The 25,019-nt window shown below is 69.5% G+C and carries 20 protein-coding genes and 2 tRNA genes; 9 read left to right on the top strand and 13 right to left on the bottom strand.

Annotated elements, in window-relative coordinates; all coding sequences use genetic code 11:
- The first annotated feature begins 46 nt into the window (after positions 1–46).
- Both Pta02_RS01165 and Pta02_RS01160 read left to right on the top strand, forming a co-directional pair.
- A complete protein-coding gene (locus Pta02_RS01165; protein ID WP_203872715.1) occupies positions 47–454 on the top strand; it encodes a DUF4189 domain-containing protein in 408 nt (135 codons plus the stop codon).
- Positions 455–775: 321 nt separating this feature from the next.
- Positions 776–1,783 (top strand): RNA polymerase subunit sigma-70, encoded by a 1,008-nt coding sequence (locus Pta02_RS01160; RefSeq protein ID WP_203872714.1) that lies wholly within the window; start codon positions 776–778, stop codon positions 1,781–1,783.
- Positions 1,784–1,959: 176 nt separating this feature from the next.
- On the opposite strand, the gene Pta02_RS01155 is transcribed toward Pta02_RS01160, so the two are convergent.
- Both Pta02_RS01155 and Pta02_RS01150 read right to left on the bottom strand, forming a co-directional pair.
- Positions 1,960–2,544, bottom strand: coding sequence for a dihydrofolate reductase family protein (locus Pta02_RS01155; protein ID WP_203872713.1), 585 nt, complete (start codon positions 2,542–2,544; stop codon positions 1,960–1,962).
- Between the two features lie 289 nt (positions 2,545–2,833).
- Positions 2,834–2,910, bottom strand: a tRNA-Thr gene (locus Pta02_RS01150).
- Between the two features lie 209 nt (positions 2,911–3,119).
- Between Pta02_RS01150 and lepB the strand changes: the two genes are divergently transcribed.
- Positions 3,120–3,659 (top strand): signal peptidase I, encoded by a 540-nt coding sequence (lepB, locus tag Pta02_RS01145; RefSeq protein WP_203872712.1) that lies wholly within the window; start codon positions 3,120–3,122, stop codon positions 3,657–3,659.
- Positions 3,660–3,667: 8 nt separating this feature from the next.
- On the opposite strand, the gene Pta02_RS01140 is transcribed toward lepB, so the two are convergent.
- The 7 genes from Pta02_RS01140 to topA form a co-directional block, all read right to left on the bottom strand.
- Positions 3,668–4,525 carry a PSP1 domain-containing protein gene (locus Pta02_RS01140; protein WP_373872326.1) on the bottom strand — a complete coding sequence of 286 codons (858 nt, stop codon included), beginning with the start codon at positions 4,523–4,525 and terminating at the stop codon, positions 3,668–3,670.
- A gap of 251 nt (positions 4,526–4,776) precedes the next feature.
- Positions 4,777–5,931: a glycosyltransferase family 4 protein gene (locus Pta02_RS01135; RefSeq protein WP_203872711.1), complete on the bottom strand. Its 1,155-nt coding sequence runs from the start codon at positions 5,929–5,931 to the stop codon at positions 4,777–4,779.
- Complete coding sequence (locus Pta02_RS01130; protein ID WP_203872710.1) at positions 5,928–6,677, bottom strand: hypothetical protein; 750 nt, start codon at positions 6,675–6,677, stop codon at positions 5,928–5,930. The genes Pta02_RS01135 and Pta02_RS01130 overlap by 4 nt, the downstream gene beginning before the upstream one ends.
- Before the next feature lie 265 nt (positions 6,678–6,942).
- Complete coding sequence (locus tag Pta02_RS01125) at positions 6,943–8,118, bottom strand: DNA polymerase III subunit delta' (protein WP_203872709.1); 1,176 nt, start codon at positions 8,116–8,118, stop codon at positions 6,943–6,945.
- A gap of 31 nt (positions 8,119–8,149) precedes the next feature.
- A complete protein-coding gene (gene tmk, locus Pta02_RS01120; RefSeq protein ID WP_203872708.1) occupies positions 8,150–10,216 on the bottom strand; it encodes a dTMP kinase in 2,067 nt (688 codons plus the stop codon).
- 127 nt (positions 10,217–10,343) lie between these two features.
- Positions 10,344–11,654 (bottom strand): metallophosphoesterase, encoded by a 1,311-nt coding sequence (locus tag Pta02_RS01115; protein WP_203872707.1) that lies wholly within the window; start codon positions 11,652–11,654, stop codon positions 10,344–10,346.
- A 213-nt stretch (positions 11,655–11,867) separates the two neighbouring features.
- Positions 11,868–14,621 (bottom strand): type I DNA topoisomerase, encoded by a 2,754-nt coding sequence (gene topA, locus Pta02_RS01110; RefSeq protein WP_203872706.1) that lies wholly within the window; start codon positions 14,619–14,621, stop codon positions 11,868–11,870.
- 160 nt (positions 14,622–14,781) lie between these two features.
- On the opposite strand from topA, the gene Pta02_RS01105 reads away from it, so the two are divergent.
- Positions 14,782–14,967, top strand: a complete 186-nt coding sequence (locus tag Pta02_RS01105) for a DUF5703 family protein (RefSeq protein ID WP_203872705.1) — start codon at positions 14,782–14,784, stop codon at positions 14,965–14,967.
- A 185-nt stretch (positions 14,968–15,152) separates the two neighbouring features.
- On the opposite strand, the gene Pta02_RS01100 is transcribed toward Pta02_RS01105, so the two are convergent.
- From Pta02_RS01100 to Pta02_RS01090, 3 genes are all read right to left on the bottom strand, one after another.
- Positions 15,153–16,481, bottom strand: coding sequence for a chaplin family protein (locus Pta02_RS01100; protein ID WP_203872704.1), 1,329 nt, complete (start codon positions 16,479–16,481; stop codon positions 15,153–15,155).
- A 238-nt stretch (positions 16,482–16,719) separates the two neighbouring features.
- Positions 16,720–17,307 (bottom strand): hypothetical protein, encoded by a 588-nt coding sequence (locus Pta02_RS01095; RefSeq protein WP_239129197.1) that lies wholly within the window; start codon positions 17,305–17,307, stop codon positions 16,720–16,722.
- 145 nt (positions 17,308–17,452) lie between these two features.
- Positions 17,453–18,760, bottom strand: a complete 1,308-nt coding sequence (locus Pta02_RS01090) for a M20/M25/M40 family metallo-hydrolase (protein ID WP_203872702.1) — start codon at positions 18,758–18,760, stop codon at positions 17,453–17,455.
- Positions 18,761–18,925: 165 nt separating this feature from the next.
- Here Pta02_RS01090 and Pta02_RS01085 point away from each other — a divergent pair.
- The 4 genes from Pta02_RS01085 (at position 18,926) to Pta02_RS01070 (ending at position 20,898) form a co-directional block, all read left to right on the top strand.
- Positions 18,926–19,010 (top strand) — tRNA-Leu (locus Pta02_RS01085).
- 497 nt (positions 19,011–19,507) lie between these two features.
- Positions 19,508–20,062, top strand: coding sequence for a DUF4407 domain-containing protein (locus Pta02_RS01080; RefSeq protein ID WP_203872828.1), 555 nt, complete (start codon positions 19,508–19,510; stop codon positions 20,060–20,062).
- Between the two features lie 318 nt (positions 20,063–20,380).
- Positions 20,381–20,644 carry a type II toxin-antitoxin system Phd/YefM family antitoxin gene (locus Pta02_RS01075; RefSeq protein ID WP_307837437.1) on the top strand — a complete coding sequence of 88 codons (264 nt, stop codon included), beginning with the start codon at positions 20,381–20,383 and terminating at the stop codon, positions 20,642–20,644.
- Positions 20,641–20,898: a Txe/YoeB family addiction module toxin gene (locus Pta02_RS01070; protein ID WP_203872700.1), complete on the top strand. Its 258-nt coding sequence runs from the start codon at positions 20,641–20,643 to the stop codon at positions 20,896–20,898. The genes Pta02_RS01075 and Pta02_RS01070 overlap by 4 nt, the downstream gene beginning before the upstream one ends.
- A gap of 393 nt (positions 20,899–21,291) precedes the next feature.
- On the opposite strand, the gene Pta02_RS01065 is transcribed toward Pta02_RS01070, so the two are convergent.
- A complete protein-coding gene (locus Pta02_RS01065) occupies positions 21,292–24,264 on the bottom strand; it encodes an AfsR/SARP family transcriptional regulator (protein WP_203872699.1) in 2,973 nt (990 codons plus the stop codon).
- 603 nt (positions 24,265–24,867) lie between these two features.
- Between Pta02_RS01065 and Pta02_RS01060 the strand changes: the two genes are divergently transcribed.
- The gene (locus Pta02_RS01060; protein ID WP_203872698.1) at positions 24,868–25,011 is read left to right on the top strand and encodes a hypothetical protein; all 144 of its coding nucleotides are present in this window, start codon (positions 24,868–24,870) and stop codon (positions 25,009–25,011) included.
- Positions 25,012–25,019: the final 8 nt, after the last annotated feature.

Genomic DNA, 25,019 nt, shown 5'->3' with positions numbered 1-25,019 from the left:
CAGCACGACGCTGCCGTCCGCTCGGACGACACGAAGGGGAAACACCATGCAGTTAGGCAAGAAGCTCACCGCCATCGCCGCTTGCGCCTTCATGGCGAGCGGGGTGCTGGCCGCGGCGTCCCCCGCGGTGGCTACTGCCGCTACGACGGGGGAAAGTGCAGCACGTTACTACTACGGCGCCATCGCCGTGTCGCGGGACGGCGACATCGGCAGGTCCTGGGACTACAAAACAGAGGGTGCCGCCAAGCGGCGGGCACTGAGGGAATGCGGCCACTCCAGCTGCAAGGTCCTCACCACCTTCGTCAACGGTTGCGGTGCCGTCGCCTACAACTCCAGGAGGAACCTCTACTGGGGCGGCCGGGGGAGCACGCCCGCCAAGGCGAAGAGGAACGCTGTCGCCAACGCCGGCGGCGGACGCTGGATCGTCTATCAGTGCACCAAGCGCTACCGCTAGCTCTTTGAGCGCTACCGCGAGAAGGTCGGCGTTCCCCGCATCCGCGTCCACGTTGAACAGAGGGCATTGACCACCTCCGCAACGGCATCGAGGGACCTTCCGAACATGTCGGAGGGTCCCTCGCTCGTTACCGGAACACGACCGGTCAACGGGAGGAGGTGCGCCCGGCCCGAACACATTCCCCGGACCGACCCGACCCGACCCGATCCGACCCGTCCGGCCTGGCGAACTGCCCGGCGCGGACGGCTTCACCGCTCAGGAACACTCCGCCACGTCGTCAGTTCTGGTGGCCCCTCGCCACCTGCGGAAGGATTGACGACCATGACCGACGCCAGACTGCCGGGCGACGACAAGGCCGCGTTCGTCGCGGCGGCCCGCTCGAACGACGCAGCACGGTTCGCGCTCATCACGGAGCCCTACCGGCGTGAGCTGCAGGTGCACTGCTACCGGATGCTCGCGAACTACGAGGACGCCCAGGACATGACGCAGGAGACGTTCCTTCGGGTGTGGAACAGGCGGGAGTCGTTCAAGGGCCACGCCGCGCTGCGGACCTGGCTGTACCGGATCGCGACGAACGCCTGCCTCGACTTCCTGGAGAAGCGCAACGACCGCACACCCGTGCCTGCCGAGCTGCCGGGAACGGGCTCGGAAGTGCACTACCTGCAGCCCTACCCGGACCGGATGCTCCCGGAGGATCCGCAGGAGTCGGTGGTGGCCCGGGAGACGATCGAGCTGGCCTTCATCGTCGCCGTCCAGCACCTGCCGCCGCGGCAGCGGGCGGTGTTCATCCTGCGCGACGCCCTCGGCTGGCCGGCGCCGAAGGCCGCCGACGCCCTCGATCTGACCGTCGCATCGGTGACCAGCGCACTGCAGCGGGCGCGCGTGACGATGCGCGAGCAGCTGCCCGGCCGCCGCCTCGACTGGCGGCGCCCCGCCACGCACGAGCTGTCGGATGACGAGCGCGACGTGGTGAGGTCGTACATCGACGCCCATGAGCGCAACGACATCGAGGGGCTGACGGCCCTGCTGCGCGACGACCTGCGCTTCACGATGCTGCCCGATCCGGGCACCTTGGTCGTCACGGCCGAGGACGCGGTGGACGGCTGGGTCTCCAACGGGCTCTTCCGGCGCGGCTACGACGACTGGCGCTGCATCGCCACGACGGTCAACCGCATGCCTGCCGCCGCGCTGTACCTCCGCGCCCCCGACGACCCGGAATACCGTTTGTTCACCATCGCGGTCCTGCACATCGTCGACGGGGAGATCGCCGAGCTCACCGGATTCGACGCCACCGACAAACCATGGCTGGACCTGCCGGCGACGCTGTGATCGGACGAGTCCCCGCCGTCGACGAGGCCGGCGCGCGGACCGGTGTCACCGAGGTCACCGAAGTCACCGCGGAATGAGCACCCCGGCCGGCTGAGCGCCAACGCGGCGACGCGAGCACCACCGCCCCGCCGGCGTTGCCGGCGGGGCACCCCGAGGAAGGGCCGGGAAAGGTTCCCTCATCGCCTCGTCTCGTATCGGGTCAGCACCACACCGCCGGGAAATGTCCGCGTCTCGACCAACTTCAGGTTCACCCAGCCGTCCAGCGCGGTGAAGAACGGCGTGCCACCGCCCACCAGGACCGGATGGGTGACGATCACGTACTCGTCGATCAACCCGGCCCGCATGGCCGCCCCTGCGAGCGTCGCGCCGCCGATGTCCATCGGGCCGCCGTCCCCGGCCTTGAGCCTGGTGATCTCGGCGACCGCGTCGCCGGTGACCAGACGGGTGTTCCAGTCGACCTTGTCGATCGTCGACGAGAACACCGCCTTCGGCATGTCCCGCCAGCGGCGCGCGAACTCGATCTCCGCCGGTGTGGCACCCGGCTGTTTGTCGGCGGTCGGCCAGTGGGAGCTCATCGCCTCCCACAGCTTGCGCCCGTACAGCGCCAGGCCCGTCGCGTCCACCCGGTCGGACCACCACTGGAACAGCTCGGCGCCCGGCGAGGAGTCCGGTCCCTCTCCCCCGCTCCAGCCGAGGTCGTCGCCGGGCGCGGCGATGTAGCCGTCCAGGGTCGCGTTCATGCCGAAGATCAGTTTTCGCATCGTGTCAGCCTCCTGTGAGTCGATCTCACATGTACAGACGGGCACGGCGCGGAAACCTAATCGGTGCGCGATCCGCGTCCCGCTGAGGCGAGGAGAGGCTCAGAGAGATCCTCAGGGACATCGACGCCTCGCGCGGCGGACACCCGAGCGGACACCTGAATCACGGCTTTCACCGCCGGTAAGGCACCCACAGCCTCGTGCTGCCCCATATCGATCGGATACAGGGAGCTGCTGTTGGCGAGGGTGTCGGCAAAAGGCCCCCACCGGGAACCGGTGAGGGCCTCTGAGTTGGAGCCGCCTTGGGGAATCGAACCCCAGACCCCTTCATTACGAGTGAAGTGCTCTGGCCGACTGAGCTAAGGCGGCGTGTCACGCATGGTTCGCATGACTTGTGACAGTCTACATGGTCTCGCGAGCTGGTCGCGCCGACATATCGCCTGATCCCGGCGAGACGGCACCGCTCCCGGGTACGGCCCGGCCGCCGTCAGGCGGCGAGCGGTCACGATGACCTCACGATGACCTCGATCGGCCCACGACAGACCGCTTTATGAGCATGTGTGCCGAATAATCGCACCATGCGTTCCCGCTGGCTCCCCGCGCTGATCGTCGTGTCCTTCGTCTCGGCGCTCTCGGGTTGCGGCGCCGCCGTCGACCGCGTCGTCTCCGAGGTCATCGGTGAGGAGACCTACATCGTCGCCTCCGAGTCGATGGAGCCCACGCTCGCGAAGGGCAGCCGGGTGACCGTCTCGATGGTCGGCGAGGGGGAGTACGAGCCGAAGTACGGCGACGTCGTCCTGTTCAGGGCGCCCGAGTGGGAACGAGATTACTCCGCCATCAGCCGCGTCATCGGCGTCCCGGGGAGCACGGTGGGGTGCTGCGATCCGGCCGGCAAGTTGCTGTTGAACGGCAAGCCGCTGCAGGAGGACTACGTGCGTCCGGACGACGATCCGGTTTTCCCAGATTTCAGCGTCACGGTTCCGGTCGGACGACTATGGCTGATGGGCGACCACCGGGGCGTCGCCCTCGATTCACGGAGCTACCAGCTCAAGCCGGGCGGGGGGACCATTCCGGTGTCCGGCGTCCTCGGTGTCGTCGAGGACGCCGGCATCGGGTAGGAGGCCGGTTACTCCTCCGGGCCGCCCTCGGCGGGCGGGGCCGCCTCGCCGTACATCGCGTCGTGCTGCTTGCGCGGTGAGCAGACCGAGGCCGAGGGGCACGCGCACCGCCGGCCGCCGTTCTCCAGGCGGACCACCACGGAGTCCGAGGGGACGTTGCGGCCCACCACGGTGCCGGGCCCCTCGGGGGTGTCGACCTTCAGGCCCAGGCGGGGCATCCTCGTGTGCGCCTCCGCGTAGAGCGGGTGCTCGTACTTCAGGCAGCACATCAGGCGCCCGCAGGCGCCCGCGATGCGCATCGGATTGACCGGGAGGTCCTGGTCCTTGGCCATCCGGACGGAGACCGGCTCGAAGTCCTTCAGGAAGGTCGCGCAGCACAGGTCGCGGCCGCAGGGGCCGATGCCGCCCTGCAGGCGGGCCTCGTCGCGGGGACCGATCTGGCGCAGTTCGACCCGGGCGCGCAGATTGCGGGCCAGGTCGCGGACCAGGGCGCGGAAGTCGACGCGGTGCGGGGCGGAGAAGTAGACGGTGTAGACGTTGTCGGCGTCGAGATAGTCGACCCCGACGACCTTCATGGGCAGCGAGTGCCGTTTGATCAGCCGCTTGGAGACGCTCCTGACCTCCGCGCGGCGCCGTTTGTTGCTCTCGTCGCGGGCCAGGTGCTCCTCTTCGGCGATGCCCGCGCAGACCGGCAGCCCGCCGACCTCCTCGCTCGTCCACTGCGGCGCCCACACGCACTCGGCCACCTCCGGCCCGGCGTCGGTGGGCACGAGCACCTTGTCCCCGACCTTGGGACTGTGCTCACCGGGATCGAGGTAGTACAGCCGGCCGTAACGGGTGAAGCTCACGGCCATGATCATGCTCATGCGGCTCCCAGACCAAGCTAGTGGTACGGCTCACGCCCACATTACGCGTCGCGGCCGCCCTCACGGGAGAGCCGCGGGGAGGGCGGAGCCGTACCCCCGCCACGCGAGCGGAGCCGTACGCCGTAGCCCTCGCCTGTCACGCGGGCGGAGCCGCGCTCCCGCACCCGCCCGCCGGCCCCTCGCTCCGCCCGGATCGCGCAGACGGCGCCGCCCGGCGGATTCCCGGCCGCGCGCTTCCCCGCCGGCGGAGATCAGCTCACGAGTTCGCTGAAGGCGTCCTCCCAGCGGTCAGCGATCATGGAGATGTCGTACCCGCGGGCGGTCTGCAGGGCGTTGGCGGCCATCCGGTGGCGCTCCTCCTCGTTGTCGATCATCCTGAGGAGTCCCTCGGCGAGGGCGTCGACGTCGTCCGGCGGGACGAGCAGGCCGTCGTGGCCGGGGGTGATGATCTCCCTGGGTCCCCGGGGGCAGTCGAAGCTGACCACCGGCACCCCGCACGCGAACGCCTCGATGATGGTCATGCCGAAGCCCTCGAACCGGGAGCTGACCGCGTGGATCGAGGCCTTGGCGAGCTCGCCCTCGATGTCGCCCGTCGGGCCCATGAACGTGACGTTGTTGTGCAGGCGCAGCTTCACGGCGAGCTTGACCAGCTTGTCGCTGACCCGGCCCTCGCCGTAGATCCGCAGCCTCCAGTCCGGCCGGACCTCCGCCACGCGGGCGAAGGCCTTCAGCAGCCGGTCGTAGCCCTTGACCGGGACCAGCCGTCCGGCGGCCAGGATGATGCGGTTCTCCTGCTTGGAGCGCGGGCGCGGCCCGCCGGCCAGGCCGTTGCCGATGGTGAACACCTCGGTCCCGGCCCGCTCCAGCATCGTGCGGTAGTCCCGCTCGTCGGCCTCGGTGAGGGTGACGACCGCGTCGAGCTTCGGGTACCACTGCCGGATCTCCTCGAAGATCCCGGGCTTGTGGGCCTCGAAGTGCAGGTGCTCCTGACCGATCGTGATGACCTTCCTGCGCGCGAAGCGGGCGGCCATGACGTTGAGCCCGGCCCGGGTGGTCACCAGCACGTCGGTGCGCAGCCTGCCCAGCTCGCGCCGGAGCACGTCGTCGCTCCAGGCGGTGAAGGAGGTGTAGGCGCGCTCCTCCGGGTGGATCAGCGCGCTGGGCTCCCGGCTCAGCCTCTCGGCGCGCTTCCGGTACGGCCAGCGGACCTTCGCCTCCGGCCGCAGGTCCACCAGCGAGCGGAGCCGGACCCTCGGTCCCAGCGGCAGAAAGGGACGGTCGGCGTGCTGGAAGACGCTGATCACCTCGACCTCGTGCCGGTCGGACAACTCGGTGGCGAGGTCGAAGGTGGCCCGGATCGTGCCACCCATCCCGTAGGCGTTGAGGATCAGAAAGGAGATCTTCACGTGTTCTCCTCCTCGATCGTGCACGCGACGGCCAAGCTGTCGGTGTCGGTGAAGTACGGCCGCACCCTCACCTGCCCCGCACGCTGGGCGGGGAACCTCACGCGGGTCTTCTTTCCCTCGACGTCGTCCAGCCGGGCGGCCAGCTCCAGCCGTACCCCGCCGACCTCGGCGAACAGGTCCCAGAAGACCCGCTGACGCCTCTGACCCTCGGCCATCGGCGTGATCGGAACGGTCCCGGAGAAGTGCCGCCCCGACACCGCCCCCACGCCCGCCACCCGCGGGCCCCTCCTCGCCACGGCCGTGAAGCCGGCGGGCCGCTCGCCCGCGGCCGGCTCGTCGTACGCGATGATCCCCTCGACCGCGATCACGCCGTCCTCCGGGCCGACCCTGGTCACCTCGACGTACGGCTCGACCTCGCGGACCACCACGGTGAGGGTCCCCTGCGCGCTCCGGACCGCCCGCACCTCCCTGCTCCGGGGCCTGGCGGCGTAGGCGGCCAGCCCGTCCAGGGAGAACCCCGGATCGTCGGTGACGACGGGCGTGCCGTGCTTGCACACCGTCCAGGTTCCCACCGCGAGACCGGCCAGTTCCACCCCCGGGTGCTCCTCGCCGGTCTCCGCATGCCTCAGGACGATCCCGCCGTCATCCGGCTCCGGCCACTCGATCCTCAGGGTGTCGTCGTCCTCCACCCGGCTCGTGACGGCCCTCCTGACCCCCGTCGGGACCACCTCACGATGTGCTTCCATATTGATCAACAGACCCCCGGTCCTCTCCGCTTCATCCCCGTAGCGCAGGACTCTTCTGCCTTGTTTGTAACAAATCGGCCTATTTTTGCTGAGAATTCTAACGATCTACCCGTGAGCTTTGAGGGGAATTAACGCCGATTGGTTCCCTTGATCAAAAGATCACGGAAAGGAACCGTCCGGGTACGGCCGGCACGGCCGTGCGGAGGTCAGGACGGCCGTGTTCTCCCGGGACCGGAGATGAAGGAGATGAACGTGCGGAGAAAGGTCAGGGCTTTCGCAGGGAAAGCGTCATGGCCTCCACGGCCATCTGCGGATTGACGTTGGCGGCCAGCCGCCTGCGGCAGAGCATGATGGCGTCGATCCTGCGCAGCGTGTCCTCCGGCGTGGAGGAGCGGGCCACGGTCTCCAGGTCGGCCCGGCGGTCCTCGTTGGCCAGTTCCACCGCCGCGCCGAACTGCACCGACAGCACGTCGCGGTAGAACGCCACGAGATCGAGCAGGGCCGCGTCGATGACGTCGCGCTTGGTGCGGGTGGCCCGGGACTTCTGCCGGTCCTCCAACTCCTTCAGGGCCCCGGCCCCGCCGCGGATGAGACCGCGGCTGAGCCCCTTGCCGGTGGACCCCTCGCCGTAGACCTTGCGCAGCTCCGTGATCTCCGACTCGTTCAGCTCGGAGGTGACCGCGGCGGCCTCGTCCTCGGCGGTCTTCACCAGCCGCTCGGCGGCCGTCACGCACTCGCCCACCCCGGTGAGCGAGGCCGGGATGGACAGCACCGCCTCGCGCCGCCCGCGCGCCTCGGCGTCCATGGCCAGCCGGCGGGCCCGGTCGAGGTGCCCCTGCGCCGCCCTGGCGGCGAAGGCCGCCATGTCCGGCGGCACGTTCTCCCGGGTGGCCAGGACGTGGGCGACCGCGGCGGCGGTCGGGGTGACGAGCGTGACCACCCGGCAGCGGGACCTGATGGTGATCATCATGTCGTCCGGGGAGGGCGCGCACAGCAGCCAGACCGTCCGCGGCGGCGGCTCCTCGATGGCCTTGAGCAGCGCGTTGGAGGCGCCCTCGGTGGCCCGGTCGGCGTCCTCGAACAGGACCACCCGCCAGCGGCCCAGCGTCGGCGCCCCGGCGGCGCGCAGGATGAGCTGCCGGGTGTCCTTGATGCCGTAGGACAGGCCCTGCGGGCGGACGGTCTCCAGGTCGGGATGGGAGCCGATCATCACCTGGTGGCACATGTCGCAGTGGCCGCACCCCCGGTCGGGGCAGAACAGCGCGGCGGCGAACGCCCGCGCCGCCTCCTCGCGACCGGACCCGGGCGGCCCGGTGAACAGCCACGCGTGGGTCATCCCCGTCCCGGCGCCCCCGGCCAGCAGCTCCGCGGCCCCGTCGGCGGCGCGGCGGAGCGTCCGCGCCGCGCGCTCCTGGCCCACAAGGTCATCGAAGACTCCCACGCCGTCCAACCTACCGCCGGGGCCGCCCAGGTCAGTCGCGGATGGCCGGCATGGTCCCGGTGATGTCCTCGGACTCCCGGGGCACCGGGTCGGGCAGGATCTCACGCACCCGGTCGTGGATGGCGCCGGAGATCTCCTCCTGCGTCAGGGTGCCGTCGACGACGAGATAGCGGCCGGGGTCGGCCGTGGCCAGCGCGCGGAACTCGCGGCGCACCCGCTCGTGGAACTCCAGGGGCTCGGACTCGATCCGGTCGGCGGCCCCGCCCAGGCGGGTCAGGCCGACCGACGGCGGGGTGTCGATGAGCACCGTCAGGTCGGGCACCAGCCCGCCGGTGGCCCAGGCGTTGATCCGCGCCACCTCCTCCGGCTTCAGCGACCTTCCGGCCCCCTGGTAGGCGAGGGAGGAGTCGACGTAACGGTCGGAGATCACCATCGCCCCCCGGTACAGCGCGGGGAGGATGACCTTCTCCACGTGCTCGGCGCGGTCGGCGGCGTACAGCAGCGCCTCCGACCGGGCCGACAGCCCCTGGTGCACGGCGTCCAGCAGGATCGCCCGCAGCCGCATGCCGACCTTGGTGGAGCCCGGCTCGCGGGTCTGGACCACGTCGAAGCCCTGGTCGCGCAGCCAGATGGCCAGCAGCCGCGACTGGGTGGTCTTCCCCGACCCCTCGCCGCCCTCGAAGGCGATGAACATCCCGCGCGGCGGCTCGGTCCCCTCCGGCGCCGGCCGCTCGCCCCGGAACGCCGCGATCAGGTCGGTGACGATGGGCACGCCCCTGCGGTCGTCCATCTGCCGCAGCGCGAGGAGGCCGACGGCGACGGCGAGCAGCGCGCCGACCAGCAGCACCAGGTTGGAGCCGTCGAACCGGTAGACCGGCTCCTGCTCGATCCTGATCACCCGCTCGCCGAAGAGACCGGCCAGCGTCGGCACGACGGCGACCACCAGCAGCAGGGTGACCCGGGCGAGCGACTGCAGGAAGGAGAACGTACGGCCCCGCAGGCCGTCCTCCACCTCCAGCCCGATCATGGTGTAGCCGATGATCCAGGCGATGCCCGCGCACGCGCCCAGCGCCACGGTCAGCAGGGCGACGATGACCAGGTTGTGGATGAGCGCGATCGCGGCGAGCACGAACCCGGCCGTGACGATCGACAACCCGAACAGCCGCCGCCGCGACAGCTCGCGCAGCAGTCTGGGCCCGAAGAACATGCCCGAGGCCATGCCGACGAAGACCGCCCCGAACACCACGCCGTAGGCCGCGTCGCCGCCGCCCAGCGCCTGCACGTAGATCTTGGCCACGCCGACCACCGCGCCGCCCGCGGCGAACGCGCCCAGCATGCCGATGACCAGGCCCCTGATGAGCCGGTCGGCGCCGATGAAGCGCCACCCCTCGAAGATCTGCCGCAGCACCGACGGCGTGGCGGCGGTCCCGTCGACGTGGTTGCCCGGGATGTCACGGAGCGTGAAGATGAGGAACGCCGAGACCAGGTAGGCCAGGGCGTTGATGATCAGCGCGAGGTAGGTGTCGCGGTCCTCGAAGTACGGCACGACCGTGCCCAGGGCGTCGTCGGCGACCGACAGCACGGAGAACAGCAGCGCCGCCACCGGGGCGGTGCCGTAGGTGACCAGCAGGTTGAGCTGGTTGGCCTCCTCCAGGCGCTCCTTGGGCACCAGGTTCGGCACCGTGGCGTCCTTGGCCGGGACCCAGAACAGGTTGACGCACTCCACCATGAACGTGGCGATGATCAGCCACGAGTAGTTGGCGCCGGTCAGGGGGATCGACAGCACCAGCGCGAAGCGCAGCAGGTCGGCGGTGAACATCGTCAGCCGCCGGTCGAACCTGTCGGCGAACGCGCCGGCGAGGGGGCCCAGCACGATGGCCGGCAGCATCTTCACGACGAAGACGCCGCCGATGGCCAGGCTCTGCGTCTTGTAGCCCTCGGCCGCGGTGAGGTTGCCCGCCAGCGCGGTCAGCGCCAGGAGGTTGAGCCAGTCACCCAGGCTGCACACCGACATGGCCGTCCACAACTTGCGGAACGGGGCGTTGGCCAGCACGTGAGGGGGCTTGCGGCGCGCGGTGCTCCGGCCGTGGGAGGTCATGATGTCAGCGTATCCAGGTGTTCGCCGGGCTGGGGAAGACACGAGCCAGACTGATATGTCCGGCCGCCCGTCGCATGAGAGTAACGCCTCCCCCTGCTCCCCGTCGGCGGGCCGCGCGCAGAGGGGTTCAGGCGCGCAGTTCGAGGAGGGTGATCTCCGGAGACGCGCCGACCCTGACCGGCGGGCCCCAGAAACCCGCGCCGCGGGTGACGTAGACCTGGGTGCCGTCCACCTCGCCGAGCCCGGAGACCACCGGCTGCTGGAGCGGGACGACGAGGTTGAACGGCACCATCTGGCCGCCGTGGGTGTGCCCGGACAGCTGGAGGTCCACGCCGTACCCGGCCGCCTCGTGCGCCTGGACCGGCTGGTGGGCGAGCAGGACCGTGGACCGGGACCGGTCGCGCCCGCCGAGCGCCCGCTCGAAGTCGGGGCCGTCGTCCACGGTGGCGCCGGTGACGTCGTTGACCCCGGCGAGGTCGAGTACGGCTCCCCCGTGGGCGATCTCGACGCGCTCGTTGCGCAGCGGGCGGATGCCGAGCCCGCGCAGTTCCTCGATCCACTCCTCGGGGCCGTTGGCGGTGTAGTACTCGTGGTTGCCGGTGACGAAGTAGGCGCCGTAGCGGGACTCCAGGTCCGCCAGCGGGCGGGCGAGCGGGCCGAGTTCGGCCACCGTGCCGTCGACCAGGTCGCCGACGACGGCGACCACGTCCGCCTGGAGCGCGTTCACCATCCGGACGATGCGCTCGGAGTGCCTGATGCCGGTGAGCGGGCCGAGATGGATGTCGCTGACCACCGCGAACCGCAGACCGGACAGGCGCGGGTCCAGCCGGGGCAGCGTGACCTTGACCGACTCGACCACCGGGTCGCCCAGGGCCGTCCGGACGCCGGCCCCGACCGTGGCCAGGGCCCCGACCCCCGCGACGGCGGCGGCCGTACGGGCGATGAACAGCCTGCGCCCGATCGCCTCCGGCGCGACCTCCGGCTCCGCGGGGGCAGGCGGGTCTTCCACCCGGTCCCCGTCCTCGGAAGGCGCGGGGACGGTGGAGGCGGGAGCCGGGCCGGTCGCGGTGAGGGCGGCCGTGGCGACGGGAACGGCGTCGGGCCGGACGGCGCTGGAGGCGGCGGCGCGGCGGCGCTCGGAGCGGCGTACGGCCAGCAGGGCCAGTGCCCGGGGGATCTCCAGAACCACCAGGAACACCAGCAGGTAGAACATCAGGGCGATCCAGAAGAAACCCGGCCAGGCCAGGAAGTGCCCCCACTCGGTTCGGGAGCCGATGAGGGTCACCGGGACGAACGCGCCCAGGCCGATCAGGACCCAGGTCAGCACCCGGCGGGTCCGGCCGGGGACGGTGGTGGCCCTGACCAGGCGGCGCCAGAGGTAATAGTGGATCAGCACCGCCACGCTGAAGACCAGTGCCACGAAACCCACGACTGCCATCTCCCGCCCCGCCCTGAACGCCTGCCCGCCGTACCCGGGCGTGTTGGACAGAACGCCGGGAACGGCGGATGCGTTCCCACCGGCCCTGAGAGGGCTCTCAGCTCGGGCGCCGCGGCCTGTACGGCCGAGCCCAGGCGCCCGTGCGATCAGGCCCCGGCGACCGTACGGCCGGGGCCTCGCACCCGTGCGGTCAAGGCCCCGGTGCCCGTACGGTCAGGCCTTCGTGCCCGTGGTCCTGCTGGTCTTGGCGGCACCGGCCTTGGTGGCCGTCTTGGCGGCGGTGGTCTTGGTGGTCTTCGCCGCGGTGGTCTTGGCACCGGTGGTCTTGGCACCGGTGGCCCGCGGCTTCTTGGCCGCCGGTCCCCGCTCGCGGCGGTCGGCCAGGAGCTCGGCCGCGCGCTCGGTGGTGATCTGCTCGACCTCGTCGCCCTTGCGCAGGGAGGCGTTGGTCTCGCCGTCGGTCACGTACGGCCCGAAGCGGCCCTCCTTGACCACGATCGGCTTCTTGGAGACCGGGTCCTCACCCAGCTCGCGCAGCGGAGGCGCCGCGGCGGCCCGGCGGCCACGGGTCTTGGGCTGGGCGAACAGCTCCCTGGCCCGCTCGATCGTGACCGTGAGCAGCTCGTCCTCCGAGCCCAGCGACCGCGAGTCCGTCCCCTTCTTGATGTAGGGCCCGAACCTGCCGTTCTGCGCCGTGACCTCCTCGCCGTCGATCTCCCCGACCGTCCGGGGCAGCGAGAGCAGCTTCAGGGCGTCCTCGAGCGTGACGGTGTCCAGGGACATCGTCTTGAACAGCGAGCTGATGCGCGGCTTGGGGGCGTCGGACTTCTTCGTCCGCTTCTTCGCGCCCTCGGCCGGCGCGGGCTCCTCGGGCAGGATCTCCGTGACGTACGGTCCGTAACGGCCGTCCTTGGCCACGATCGCGTTCCCGCTGACCGGGTCGCGGCCCAGCTCCCGCTCCCCGCTCGGGCGGGCGAACAGCTCCTCGGCCATCTCCGCGGTCAGCTCGTCGGGCGCCAGGTCCTCGGGGATGTTCACCCGGGCGCCGTCACGGTCGAGGTAGGGACCGTAGCGGCCCACCCGGATCATGATGTCGGTGCCCCGGATCGGGAAGGAGCTGATCTCCTTGGCGTCGATGTCGCCGAGGTCGGTGACCAGCTCCTTCAGGCCCTCGTCGCCGTTGTCGCCGAAGTAGAAGCGGCGCAGCTCCGGCACCCGCTCGGCCCGGTCGTTGGCGATGTCGTCGAGGACCTTCTCCATGTCGGCGGTGAAGTCGTAGTCGACGAGGTGGCCGAAGTGCTGCTCCAGCAGGTTGACCACGGCGAACGCCAGGAACGACGGCACCAGGGCCGTGCCCTTCTTGAACACGTAACCCCGGTCGAGGATCGTGCCGATGATCGACGCGTAGGTCGACGGGCGCCCGATCTCCCGGTCTTCCAGCTCCTTGATGAGCGAGGCCTCGGTGTAGCGGGCCGGCGGCTTGGTCGTGTGCGACAGCGCGGTGAGGTCGGCCGCGGTGAGCCGGTCGCCCTCGGTCAGGGCCGGCAGGCGCTTCTCGGAGTCGTCACGGTCGGTCGAAGGGTCGTCCGCGCCCTCGACGTAGGCCTTGAGGAAGCCGTGGAAGGTGATCGTCCGGCCGGAGGCGCTGAACTCGACCCGCTCGCCCGCGCTGGAGGTGCCGCCCACCTTGACGGTGACCGACTCGCCGACCGCGTCCTTCATCTGGGAGGCCACGGTCCGCTGCCAGATCAGCTCGTACAGCCGGAACATGTCACCGGTCAGGCCCGTCTCGCCCGGCGTGCGGAACTCCTCGCCCGAGGGGCGGATCGCCTCGTGCGCCTCCTGGGCGTTCTTCACCTTGCTGGCGTAGACGCGCGGCTTGTCCGTCACGTACGCCGCGCCGTACAGCTTGATCGCCTGGTTGCGGGCGGCGGCCACGGCGGTCTCCGACAGCGTGATGCTGTCGGTTCGCATGTAGGTGATGAACCCGTTCTCGTAGAGCCGCTGGGCGACCTGCATGGTCGACTTGGCGGAGAAGCCGAGCTTGCGGCTGGCCTCCTGCTGCAGCGTGGTCGTCCGGAACGGCGCGTAGGGCTTGCGGGTGTACGGCTTGCGCTCGACGGAGGTGACCGCGTAGGCCGTGCCCGCCAGGCGACCGGCCAGGGACCGGGCGGCCTGCTCGTCCAGGTGGAGCACGTCGGCGTTCTTCAGCGTGCCGGTGCTGGCGAAGTCGCGCCCCTGGGCCACGCGCCTGCCGTCCACGCCGGTCAGCATGGCGGTGAACTCGTGCGGGACCTCGTCGCGGCCGGTGTCGAACAGCGCCTGCAGGTCCCAGTAGTTCGCGCTGGTGAACGCCAGGCGCTCGCGCTCGCGCTCCACGACCAGCCGGGTCGCCACCGACTGCACGCGCCCGGCCGACAGCCGGGGCTTGACCTTCTTCCACAGGACCGGGCTGACCTCGTAGCCGTAGAGGCGGTCGAGGATGCGCCGGGTCTCCTGGGCGTCGACCAGCCGCAGGTTCAGATCGCGCGGGTTGGCCACCGCGTCCTGGATCGCCCGGGGCGTGATCTCGTGGAACACCATGCGGTGGACGGGGACCTTGGGCTTGAGCACCTCGCGCAGATGCCAGGCGATCGCCTCGCCCTCACGGTCCTCGTCGGTCGCGAGATAGAGCTCGTCGGCGTCCTTCAGCAGCTGCTTGAGCTTGCTGACCTGGGCTCTCTTGTCGGCGTTGACGACGTAGAGCGGCTCGAAGTCGCTGTCGACGTTCACTCCCAGGCGGGCCCAGGGCTTGCTCCGGTCCTTGTCGGGGATGTCGTCGGCCTTCTGGGGGAGGTCGCGAATATGCCCGATGCTGGACTCCACGACGTAGCCGCGGCCGAGGTACCCAGCGATGGTCTTCGCCTTGGAGGGCGATTCGACGATCACCAGGCGGGTTCCGCCGGCGTTGCCGTTCTTGGCTGGCACGCTGCTTCCTACCTCGCTGTTCGCATTGGTTCCCCGTTAACTTTCCCTCAGGGTTACCCGATCTGGATCCGGGACACTCCCAAGGAAAGCCGCAAGGACGCAGAATAAGGCCCAATGAGTGCCGACGTCCCCCAGCCCCACCCCTCGGAGACTAATCGCTGTGCTCGACTACTCCTACTTGGTTCTTCGTCTGCCACGCGGCACCTCCCGTGACGTCGCCCGGCAGATACTGACCGAACACGCAGAATACGGCGGATGGGAACTCGACCGTCTGCGACTGTATCCCGACGGTCGCCGGGACGTCCGGTTGCGCCGCAAGGTCATTCGCGCGACCAGGACGATGTGACCACGGATACGGCCCCGGGTATGGCTCTGCCCGTCCCGGGCCGCGCCCCCGGAACGGGCAGAGCGTCTGCGCATCCCCTCCGTGGCGGAGGGGTCGGCTTCCGCCGGGACGGGATCACTCCCGCCTAGATGGTGTGGCCGGCCCCCGCCGAGACGGCGGGGGCGGCTTCCGCCGAGACGGCGGGGTCAGCTCCTGCTGAGACGGAGGCGGAGACGACGGGCCATCGCGAACGTCGCGGCGGAGGCGGAGGCGAGCCCGCCGAGCACCAGGGCCAGCAGCGAGCCGGAGTTCATCCCGGCCAGGGACGCGGGCTGCTCGGCGCTCATCAGGCCGAGGTCGTCCAGGGGCAGGACGCCGTCGGCCGAGAGGGAGGCCGCCCCGTGGTCGTCACGGGCCTGGCCCGGGGCGACGGGGAGCTCGGCCATCGGAGCCAGGTCCTGCACGCCGCCGACGACGGGCAGGGCGGGCCCGTTCGCCCGCTGCGGGAGGACGCCGGTGTTCGCGGCGCCGCCCAGAGCCGGGACGACGGGCAGCGCGGGCATCAGCCCGCTGGTGTGGTGCTTGCCGGACTTGGCGCCCCAGTCACCGCCGTAACCGTGCCCGGGGTGGGAGCCGCCGGGGTGCGAACCGCCCAGGCAGCCCGCGGCGGCGTCGCCGAGGGCGGCCACGGCGTTGCCGCAGGCGACGATCGGGGCGCTGACGGGGGCGGTGAGCTGGTTGCCGCTCGCCGCGCCGTAGCGGCCGTCGGTGGTGTTCCCCTTGCCGTGCCAGCCGTTGTGCGAACCGTGGTTGTAACCACCGGAGCCGGATTCGGAGCCGCCCTTGCAGCCCGAGAACGCCTCGCCGAAGACCGAGACCGAGTTGCCGCAGACGTCGACGGGGGCGTTGACCGGGGCGTTGACCTGGTTGCCGCCGCCGACCGAGGACTCGCCGGAGGTCCGGCCGCCGCCGCTCTTGCCGCCGCCCTTGGTCGACGCGCCGCCCTTGCAGCCCGCGTCGGAGCTGCCGAACAGCGACACCGCGTTGCCGCAGACGTTGACCGGAGCCTTGATCGGCGCCTCGACCTGGTTGCCGCCGCCGACCGAGGACTCGCCGGAGGTCCGGCCGCCACCGCCGCCGCTGCCGCCGCCCTTGGTCGACGCGCCGCCCTTGCAGCCCGCGTCGGAGCTGCCGAACAGCGCCACCGCGTTGCCGCAGACGTTGACCGGGATGCTGACCGGGGCGTCGGCCTGGTTGCCGCCGAGCACGCTGTTCGCCCCGGAGGTCCGGCCGCCCATGCCGCCGCCGCCGCTCTCGGCGGAGGCGCCGCCCTTGGAGCCCGCGTCCGCCTGGCCGAAGACCGCCAGGCCGTTGCCGCTGATGTCGACCGGCAGGCTGATCGGCAGATCGAGCTGGTTGCCGCCGCCGGCCGAGTGGTCGCCGTCGGTGTCGGCGACGGCGGTGCCGCCGCCGAGGACCAGGACGCCCAGCGCGAGCAGCGCCGCGGAACCCGTGCTCTTAACCCGTGTACGCATGGTTCAGTTACTCCTTGGAGTTCTTCAGGGGGAACCTGACATCTCGTGCGCGGCGTGCGGGGGCATGCGGGATCTCGATGGGAGAGCGCGCAGCGGACACCCGGCGACCGTCACGAGAATGGGGAGTTGCTCATCACCCGGGCATGGAGCGGCTCCTCATGGGCGCGCAGCCCGCGGGACGCTCCGCCCGACCGGCCGCCCGACGACAGCGGGAACGGGACCGGCCGAGAAGGAGGGATCAGTCGGGTGAGATGGAAGGGTCGTCCGCCGCTGTGCGGACGACAGGGGGAAGCACGCATGCCCGCGGGACGCAGTGCGCCCTCAGCTGCGGGTCATAGACGAACCGTGCGACATCCCCCACACTCGGCCCGGAAAGGCCGGATCCACCGCCGGTCTGAGGCACGAAGCCGTTGGAGCCCGCGCCGGGGTCAACGGTGGACGGTGCCGGGGAATCCGGCGTCGACTGGCGGGTGAGCCCGTCGACACCTCGCCCGGCCATCGCTTCGGCGTTGCCCGCCGCCGACAGTTCGCCGCTCTCCGTGGGGAAACCGCCGGCCTGGACGGCCGGCTCGGAAGGGGTGACGGCAAGAACGTCGGAAAGGGCTGCTCCCGCTGCCGCGGTGGTGTCCGCGACCGCCGGAGCAGTGCCGAAGAGCCCGAAGACGACGGCGAGCAGCCAACCGGCGGCGACCATGCCGCCGATCGCGAAGACCCGCCTGACCACCTGCCGGACGCCGGTCGCGAACCGCGCCGTCCGGTCGTCCCGGCTGGAGGTCACGTCGCCACCGAGGACGGCCGCGGGCGCACACCGCGTGACGGCGGGCACGAGAGCCCTCCACCGTCTGTGCGGCGTGCGTGCCACGCGACCTCCCGGAATTCGGTGCCGGGACCGCATGGCACGGCCCGGACGTTCAACGGAGAGTTACGTTAGCACCACGTCCTGTCAGTGCAATGGATTTCCGGAGAACGTCTCAGCAGGCGTCCAGGAAGCGGTCAAGGACCCGGACCCCGAACCGGAGCGAATCGACCGGCACCCGCTCGTCCACCCCATGGAACATCCCCGAGAAGTCCAAGTCGGCCGGCAGCCGCAGCGGCGCGAACCCGAATCCGCGCATGCCCAGCCGGCTGAAGGCCTTCAGGTCCGTGCCCCCCGACAGGGTGTACGGCACCGCCAGCGCGCCGGGGTCCTCGGCGACGAGCGCGTCGGCCATGGCCCGTACCAGCGGCCCGTCGAAACCGGTCTCGATCGCGATGTCGTGGTAGACGAACTCCCTGGTCACGTTGGGCCCGAGGAGTTCGTCGACGGTCGCGAAGAACTCCTCCTCGTGACCCGGCAGGAAGCGGCCGTCGACATGCGCGGTCGCGGTCTGCGGGATGACGTTGGCCTTGTACCCGCCCGCCAGCATGGTGGGGTTGGCGGTGTTGCGGAGCGTGGCGCCGATCATCCGGGCCAGCGGGCCCAGCTTGGCCACGGTGGCCTCGGCGTCGTCGGGGTCGAACTCCAGGTCCAGGTTCGCGGAGACCTCGTTCAGGAAGGTCCTCACCGTCTGCGTCAGCCGCACCGGCCACTCGTAGCGCCCGATCCTGCCGACGGCCTCGGCCAGCTCCGTCACGGCGTTCTCGCTGTTGAGCATGGAGCCGTGGCCGGCGCGGCCGTGGGCGGTCAGGCGCATCCAGGCGATTCCCTTCTCCGCCGTCTCGATCAGATAGAGCCTGCGCGCCTCGTCGATGGAGACGCTGAAGCCGCCGACCTCGCCGATCGCCTCGGTGCACCCCTCGAACAGGTCCGGGTGCTTCTCCGACAGCCACTGCGCGCCGTACGTCCCGCCGGCCTCCTCGTCGGCGGTGAACGCCAGCACGACGTCCCGCGGCGGACGGCGGCCCTGGCTGAGGCGCTGCCGGACGACCGCGAGGATCATCGCGTCCATGTCCTTCATGTCGACCGCGCCGCGTCCCCAGACGCAATCGTCGGCGATCTCCCCGCTGAGCGGGTGGTGGGTCCAGTCGTCGGCGTTGAAGGGGACCACGTCGAGATGCCCGTGCAGGAGGAGGGCGTCGCGCGAGGAGTCCTCCCCCGCGATGCGCGCGACCACGTTCGCCCTGCGGTCGTCCGACTCCAATATGCGCGGTTCCAGCCCGACCTCGGCCAGCTTCTCCGCGACGTACTCGGCGGCGGCGCGCTCACCGGGCCCCGCGTTGTCACCGGCGTTGGTCGAGTCGATCCGGATCAGATCACGGCACAGCTCGACGACCTCGTCCTCACCATTGAGCACGGTCATGTCGACTCCTTCGGTTTGGTACGGCTTGCGCCCTCCATCCTGCCGCCGCGGGCACCCGTCCGGCATCCCCGCCCGACCTCGGCGGTTACCGATATGACGTGCGCTCAAAGGTTTGCTAACCTAGGTCCGCCGACGAGGGATGACGGTCTCTCGTGCAGGCACCACGTCCGGGTGGCGGAATGGCAGACGCGCTAGCTTGAGGTGCTAGTGCCCTTTGCGGGGCGTGGGGGTTCAAGTCCCCCCTCGGACACACACTGTGGTACGTGCTGGGCCTGGCCTCGACCGCGACAACTCTCTCTGAGGGGTCGTAGACGAGGTGCAGGCCCATCTGCGTGTAGAGGTCGTTCTTGTCGGCCGGGTCCGCTCTCATCAGTAGCTCGGCGGCCTGTTCCAACTGCGGGATCATCTCCATGATCCCCTTCTCTGTGATCTCCCGTTTCCTGGTGACCGTGCGCATCCGCCCTTCGGCCCGCATGCGCTCCGTTCGGGTCTCGGCCATCCACCTGCCGACCTCCTGCGGGTCTCCGCCGGCATCCAGGACCGAGCGGTAGCCGGCCATCCGCCGGTCGCAGTCATCGATCGTCCTCTTGGCCGCCTCGACGATGATGTGGTCCGTCTCGTCGCTCTGCGCCTCCACGAGCGCCTGGACGGTCTGGCGCAGGTTCGCCGGAGCGAAGATCCGACAGATCCAGGGATCCAGCTCGGCGATGATCTGGTCCTCGCGGACATTGACGCGCGGTTTCCGCTCTGCCGGACATAAAACGGCGTGAGTCGCTGGAGGGACTCCGCGACCGGGAATGTTATGGAGAGGACACGGACCGAACCACGGGCGTACCGGGCAACGGTCCCGAGTGCAAGATCCGCAAGAACGATCTGAACACCTTCCTCGCTAACCATGACATACCTCAGCAGCGGGCGGATGTGGCGAAACTGAAGGCGGAGCTCGACTCTCTCGCGACCGATCACGCCACCGCCGAAACGGAACGCGCGGCGACTCTCAGCGAGAAGATCGCCGAGCATGTTGAGGAGAAGAAGCGGGCCTACACCGACATCGGTCTGCTGGACCGGTGGGAGGCTCTGGGCACGGTCGCCGGCCAGAGCGGCATGGTCAACTTCGCCCACTGGTTGTTGCGCATCATCTTCGTCCTGCTCGATTGCATGCCGATCATCTCGAAGATGCTGAACGGCAAGACCGAGTATGACCGTCTTCTCACTCAGGAGTTGCGCGCGAGCTCGGCATGTCATGAGGCTGAACTTCACCACCCGGCAGACGACCGGCAAGTACGAGATCAGGCTGCGTGAGGAGGAGCGCCGGTTGAAAGCCGAGCGCGGCCGGATCGACCGAGATCAGCGCGTCGACGAGGCATCTAGGGACGACGAAATCGACCGCCTCGCCCGCACTTTTATGACTTCGATGCCTACGCAACGATAACGACCGGCGCCTCCCCATCGTGTGGCGCTTGCCACGACCAAACCTCTCTCGGTTCGATCTCCACACTACGAGGGACAGCCCATATGGGTTCTTCCCACTCAAGATCATTTAGCGTGTCCGCGGGCAGCCTTGCAATTGATGTACGTGATTACGTACTCTCTCAGGAGAGGGGAGGTACGATGCACCCGATGTCCGCGAGCGAGTTCCGCTCGAACCTGGCAGCGGCTCTGGACCGCGTCACCGAAGATCTCGACGAGATCGTGGTGACCCGGCCCAACCGTGAACCCGCCGTCGTGATCAGTCTGCGCGAGTACGAGTCCCTGAAGGAGACGGCCTTCCTTCTCGGCATTCCCGCCAACGCCCGCCACCTCGCCGCGTCCATCCAGAGTCTGCGCGGCGGCCAGGCTCAGCCGCGCGAACTCATCGATGACGGCGGCCAGGAAGGCGAGTGAAGATCCTCTTCACACCGGAAGCCTGGGATGACTATCTCTGGTGGCAGCAGAACGACCGCGTGACCCTCAAACGACTGAACCGGCTGATTGAAGACATCTGCCGCAACGGTTACGAAGGCATCGGCAAACCCGAGCCTCTCCGACAGAACCTGTCGGGCTTCTGGTCACGCCGAATCACCACCGAACACCGCATCGTCTATGCCATCGAAGCCGACACCGTCCAGATCATCGCCTGCCGCACCCACTACGAATGACCGGATCGGCCCCCGCACCCTCCCGTCTCTGAGTGACCATAGCGACCGACTCCTCCGGGAACCGTGCCCCTATCGCCTCAAACCAGGGATGGTGTCGCTGCCAGCGTGATGTCGGATGGGGTTCTGATCTCGAACGTATGATTTGCATGCGACCGGATTCCCCAGGCACGGTCGGCCGATCCCGTCGGGCGTCATCCCCAGGACCGGGAGGACGAGCCGAGCCGACACGGTGAACGACATGTACATATCGAGCGTGTCCATCCTCGGACACCATGATCATTCATGGGATCGCGTAGTCATGCGAGATCGAGCTGACGCTCGGGTGGTTTCCGCCCGGGCGTTTTGTCTTTCCCCTGCTCAGCCCGCCCTGGTCCCGCCTGCGTGGGCAGCGGCTCACAACGCGGGCAGCGATTCACAACGCGGGCAGCGGCTCTTCTCCAGGTCCGGGCAGTCCAGGTGGGAGGCCACGATCCGGGCGTCGTACATCTCCTCCGGATACGCTTGCAAGGCCTGTTCCCAGTGGCGGCGGGCACCGGACAGGTCGCCGCGGGCCAGACAGAGGTGGGCGAGCCCTTCGTTCGCCCGGGCGACGTGCCGGGTGGCCCGGTGGCGGTCGGCGAGCGCCTGCGCCTGGCGGAACAGGTCCTCCGCCGTGGCGTGCCGGCCGAAGGCCGTCAGCGTCTCGCCCAGGACGTTCAGTGCGGCGCACTCCAGGTCGTAGAGCCTCGACCTGCGGGTGAGCGTCAGCGCATCGCGCCCGTACGCGAGTGAGACCTCCAGCTCACCGATCGACCGATGGCAGGAACAGAGCCCCACCAGGGTGAAAGCCTCGCTGTACAGGTTGCCGACCGAGCGGCCGGCGGACAGGATCTCCTCGAACTGCGCGATCGCTTCGTGGTTCCTGCCCTGCAGATGCAGGAGCATCGCGATGTTGCCAGCCGTCAGCACCTCCGTCTGACGGGTGTCCCCGGCCCGGTCCAGCATCTGGGTGCGCCGGAAGTACCGCAGCGCCTCGTCGAACCTGCCCAGGTCCCGGCAGATGACGCCCAGATTGTTGGCCAGATCGGCCTGGGCGCCCTCGTCCCCGATCTCATCCGAGATGGCCAGCGCGGCCGAGAAGCTGGATACGGCCTCACCGAACTGGTCGTCGTTGGCGTGCATGATGCCCAGCAGGGTGAGCTGCCGTCCCTCGCCGGCCTTGTCGCCGAGGTTCCGGCTGATCTCGATGGCCTGCTCCAGCAGCTCACGGCCCTTCGCGTTGGCGCCGCGGGCCCGGTGGACCGAGGCCAGGCCCGCGAGGCAGGCCGCCTCGCCCGGCAGGTCCTGCTGTCTCCTGGCCGCCTGCAGTGCGCTCGTGTACAGCTCCAGGGCCGCACCGCCGTAGTTGGTGTGGCTGAAGTACGGCCGCAGCACGCAGGCGAACTGCCAGGTGTGCGTGATCCAGCCGTGCTGGCCGGCGTACTGGGCGGCCCTGACCAGGTTGCGGTGTTCGACATCGAGGACCCGGAGCGCATCCGTGTCCGCCCGGCACTCCTTGACCTGCATCGGCAGGTGTGCGACCTCCAACTCGAACGTGTAGGGAGCCGCGGCTATCGGCCGGCACCACAGAGAGGCCGAGTACAGGTAGTAGTCCAGGACGCGGTGGATCGCGTCCTGCTTGCCGGCGTCGTCCTCGAACTGGTCGAGCAGTTCCCCGGAGCAGTCCCGGACCAGGTCGTGGAACTCGTAGCGCCCTGGGACGCGCTGAAGCAGCAGGTGATTCTCGAACAGCACCTCCAGGTCGCGCTCGGCCTCCTCCAGGCCGCAGCCGGCCAGGGCCGCCGCCGCGTACGCGTCGAAGTCGTTGCCCGGATGCAGGCTCAGCAGGCGGAACATCCTGCGCTGGGCCTCGTTGAGATAGCGGTAGGAGACCACCAGGGCGCGCATCACGCTGCGGTCCCCGGCGACGAGGAATTTCATGCGATGCTGCTGATCGCGTAACCGTTCCACCAGATGGGCGACCGTCCAGCCCTTCCGGTCGCGCAGCCGTGCGGCGGCGATTCTGATCGCGAGCGGCAGTTGGCCGCAGAGCCGCACCGCCTCGTGCACAGCCTCCGGTTCCGCCTCGGCACGATCGGCGCCCACGATCGAGGTGAAGAGGTTGACGGCCTCGTCGAGCGGCATGAGGTCGAGGGAGAGGGACAGGGATCCGTCGAGAACCGTCAGACGGCGACGGCTGGTGATGATGACCAGCATGCCGGCCGATCCCGGCAGCAGGGGGCGGACCTGCGCGATGTCGGCGGCGTTGTCGAGCAGGAGCATGGCCCGCTGCCCGGCAGTCCTGGCGCGCCACATCGCGCTGCGCCCTTCGAGGTCCGGCGGTACCAGCTCGGGGGGAACGCCTCCGTCGCGGAGCAGCAGCTCCAGCGCATGGGCGGGGGCGAGCGGCTCCATGCCGGCGCTGAAGCCGCGCAAGTCGACGAAGTACTGGCCGTCGGGGTACTCACGCGCGAGTTCATGGGCGAGATGGACGGCGAACGTCGTCTTCCCGACGCCTCCCATGCCGTCGATGCCCGAGATGACCAGGGCGCCCGGGGGGCGGCCCCGTACCTGTCGCAACACCTCGTCGATCTCGGCCGCGCGGCCGGTGAAGTCCCCGATGTCGTGCGGCAGGTAGTTGGCCGGACCCGGCTGCTCGGCCGGGGGGTGCAGGGCGGTCTCCCGCCCGGCGGCATAGTCGGCGTCCAACGTGCCGCTCAATATCTGCGCGTGGATGTAGCGGAGCTGAGGTCCCGGGTCCACGCCCAGTTCCTCGGCGAGGATGCGTCGCCCGTTGTCGTAGGCCGACAACGCATCGGCTTGCCGTCCGCTGCGGTAGAGCGCCGCCATGAAAGTGGCCCGGAGCGACTCCCGCAGCGGATGTTCGGCCACCAGCTCCATGAGTTCGCTCACCAGCGAGCCGGCCTCGCCCAGTTCCAGGCGTAGCGCCATCAGCCGTTCGACGACGGCCAGCCGGTCCTCCTGCAGGCGGGCCGCGATGTTCATCAGCGGCCGGCTCTGCAGTCCCGCCAGGGCCGGTCCGCGCCACCATCCCAGCGCCTCCCGCATCAGCCGGACGGCCTCACCGGGCACGCCGGAAGCCTCGGCCTGCTCGGCGCCGCGGATGGCGGCCCGGAAGCGGTACAGGTCGACCCACGTCTCGGGAACGGTCATGCGGTAGCCGACGTCGACGGTCTTGATCTCAATGGCGCCGCCCAGAGGCGACAGAGCGCGCCGCAGGGAACCCATCACGTTGTGAATCTGCTGCCTGGCCGACTGTGGAGGAACCTCCCAGAGGAGGTCGACGAGGCGGTCGAAGGGCACCATGGCGTTCGCGTTCAGCAGCAAGCCGGCCAGCACCTTGTCGGAACGCGAGCCTCCGAGGTGGAGGAGACGGCCGGACCACTCCACTTCCAGCGGGCCCAGGATTCGGAAAACGGCACCGCGGTCGTCAACCTCACCCGGCCGGGACATTCCACTGCTCGCCGATTCCCGCAGCTTTCCCCCCGATTACTTCTCTGCGCTATATATCCATAAATGGCCATACAGCATACCAAAATATTTAAGATCTCGCAATAATCGACAGGGGCCGCCAATCAACGCCTGTCGAGTAGATATATAGTACAAGTAGGTGCATAGTAGTGGTTTAGTAGTAGCCTCCCACATACTGGACGGCACAACAGCCCGCCTCCGCCCCAAGCCGGGCAGGCCGATCCGGCATCCGCCGTCCCGAGGCCGCGAGGAGAAGCCCGCACACCTGTCGCACACCCGAAAAGTAAACGTTTCCAACGAATTCCATAAATGACATACGGTATGATCAATAACGCTGCAGGGCCCGCCGTGTAGCCGAAACCCGGGAACACAAAGAGGACCAGGCAGCTCAACCGAGATTTCCGATGACAAATCTCGACCTCTTGCCCGGTCAGAAGTCAATGAACGAGAAAAAAGACGGTGTTCGTAATGAAGAAATTAACGGCAACCCTGATCGCCACCATTACGGCCCTGCTGGCCATCGCCCTGGCCGGAAGCACCTCGGAATCGACGACGGTGCCGGTCAAACCGCTTTCCGGCGCTGCGGGCATGAGAGCGCTGTAAGCCCGGAA

It is taken from the genome of Paraplanobispora takensis (genome assembly GCF_016863195.1).
GTDB classification, from domain to species: Bacteria; Actinomycetota; Actinomycetes; order Streptosporangiales; family Streptosporangiaceae; genus Planobispora; species Planobispora takensis.
The sequence above is the reverse complement of the archived record's forward strand: the minus strand, read 5'-3'. Positions and strand labels throughout refer to the sequence as shown.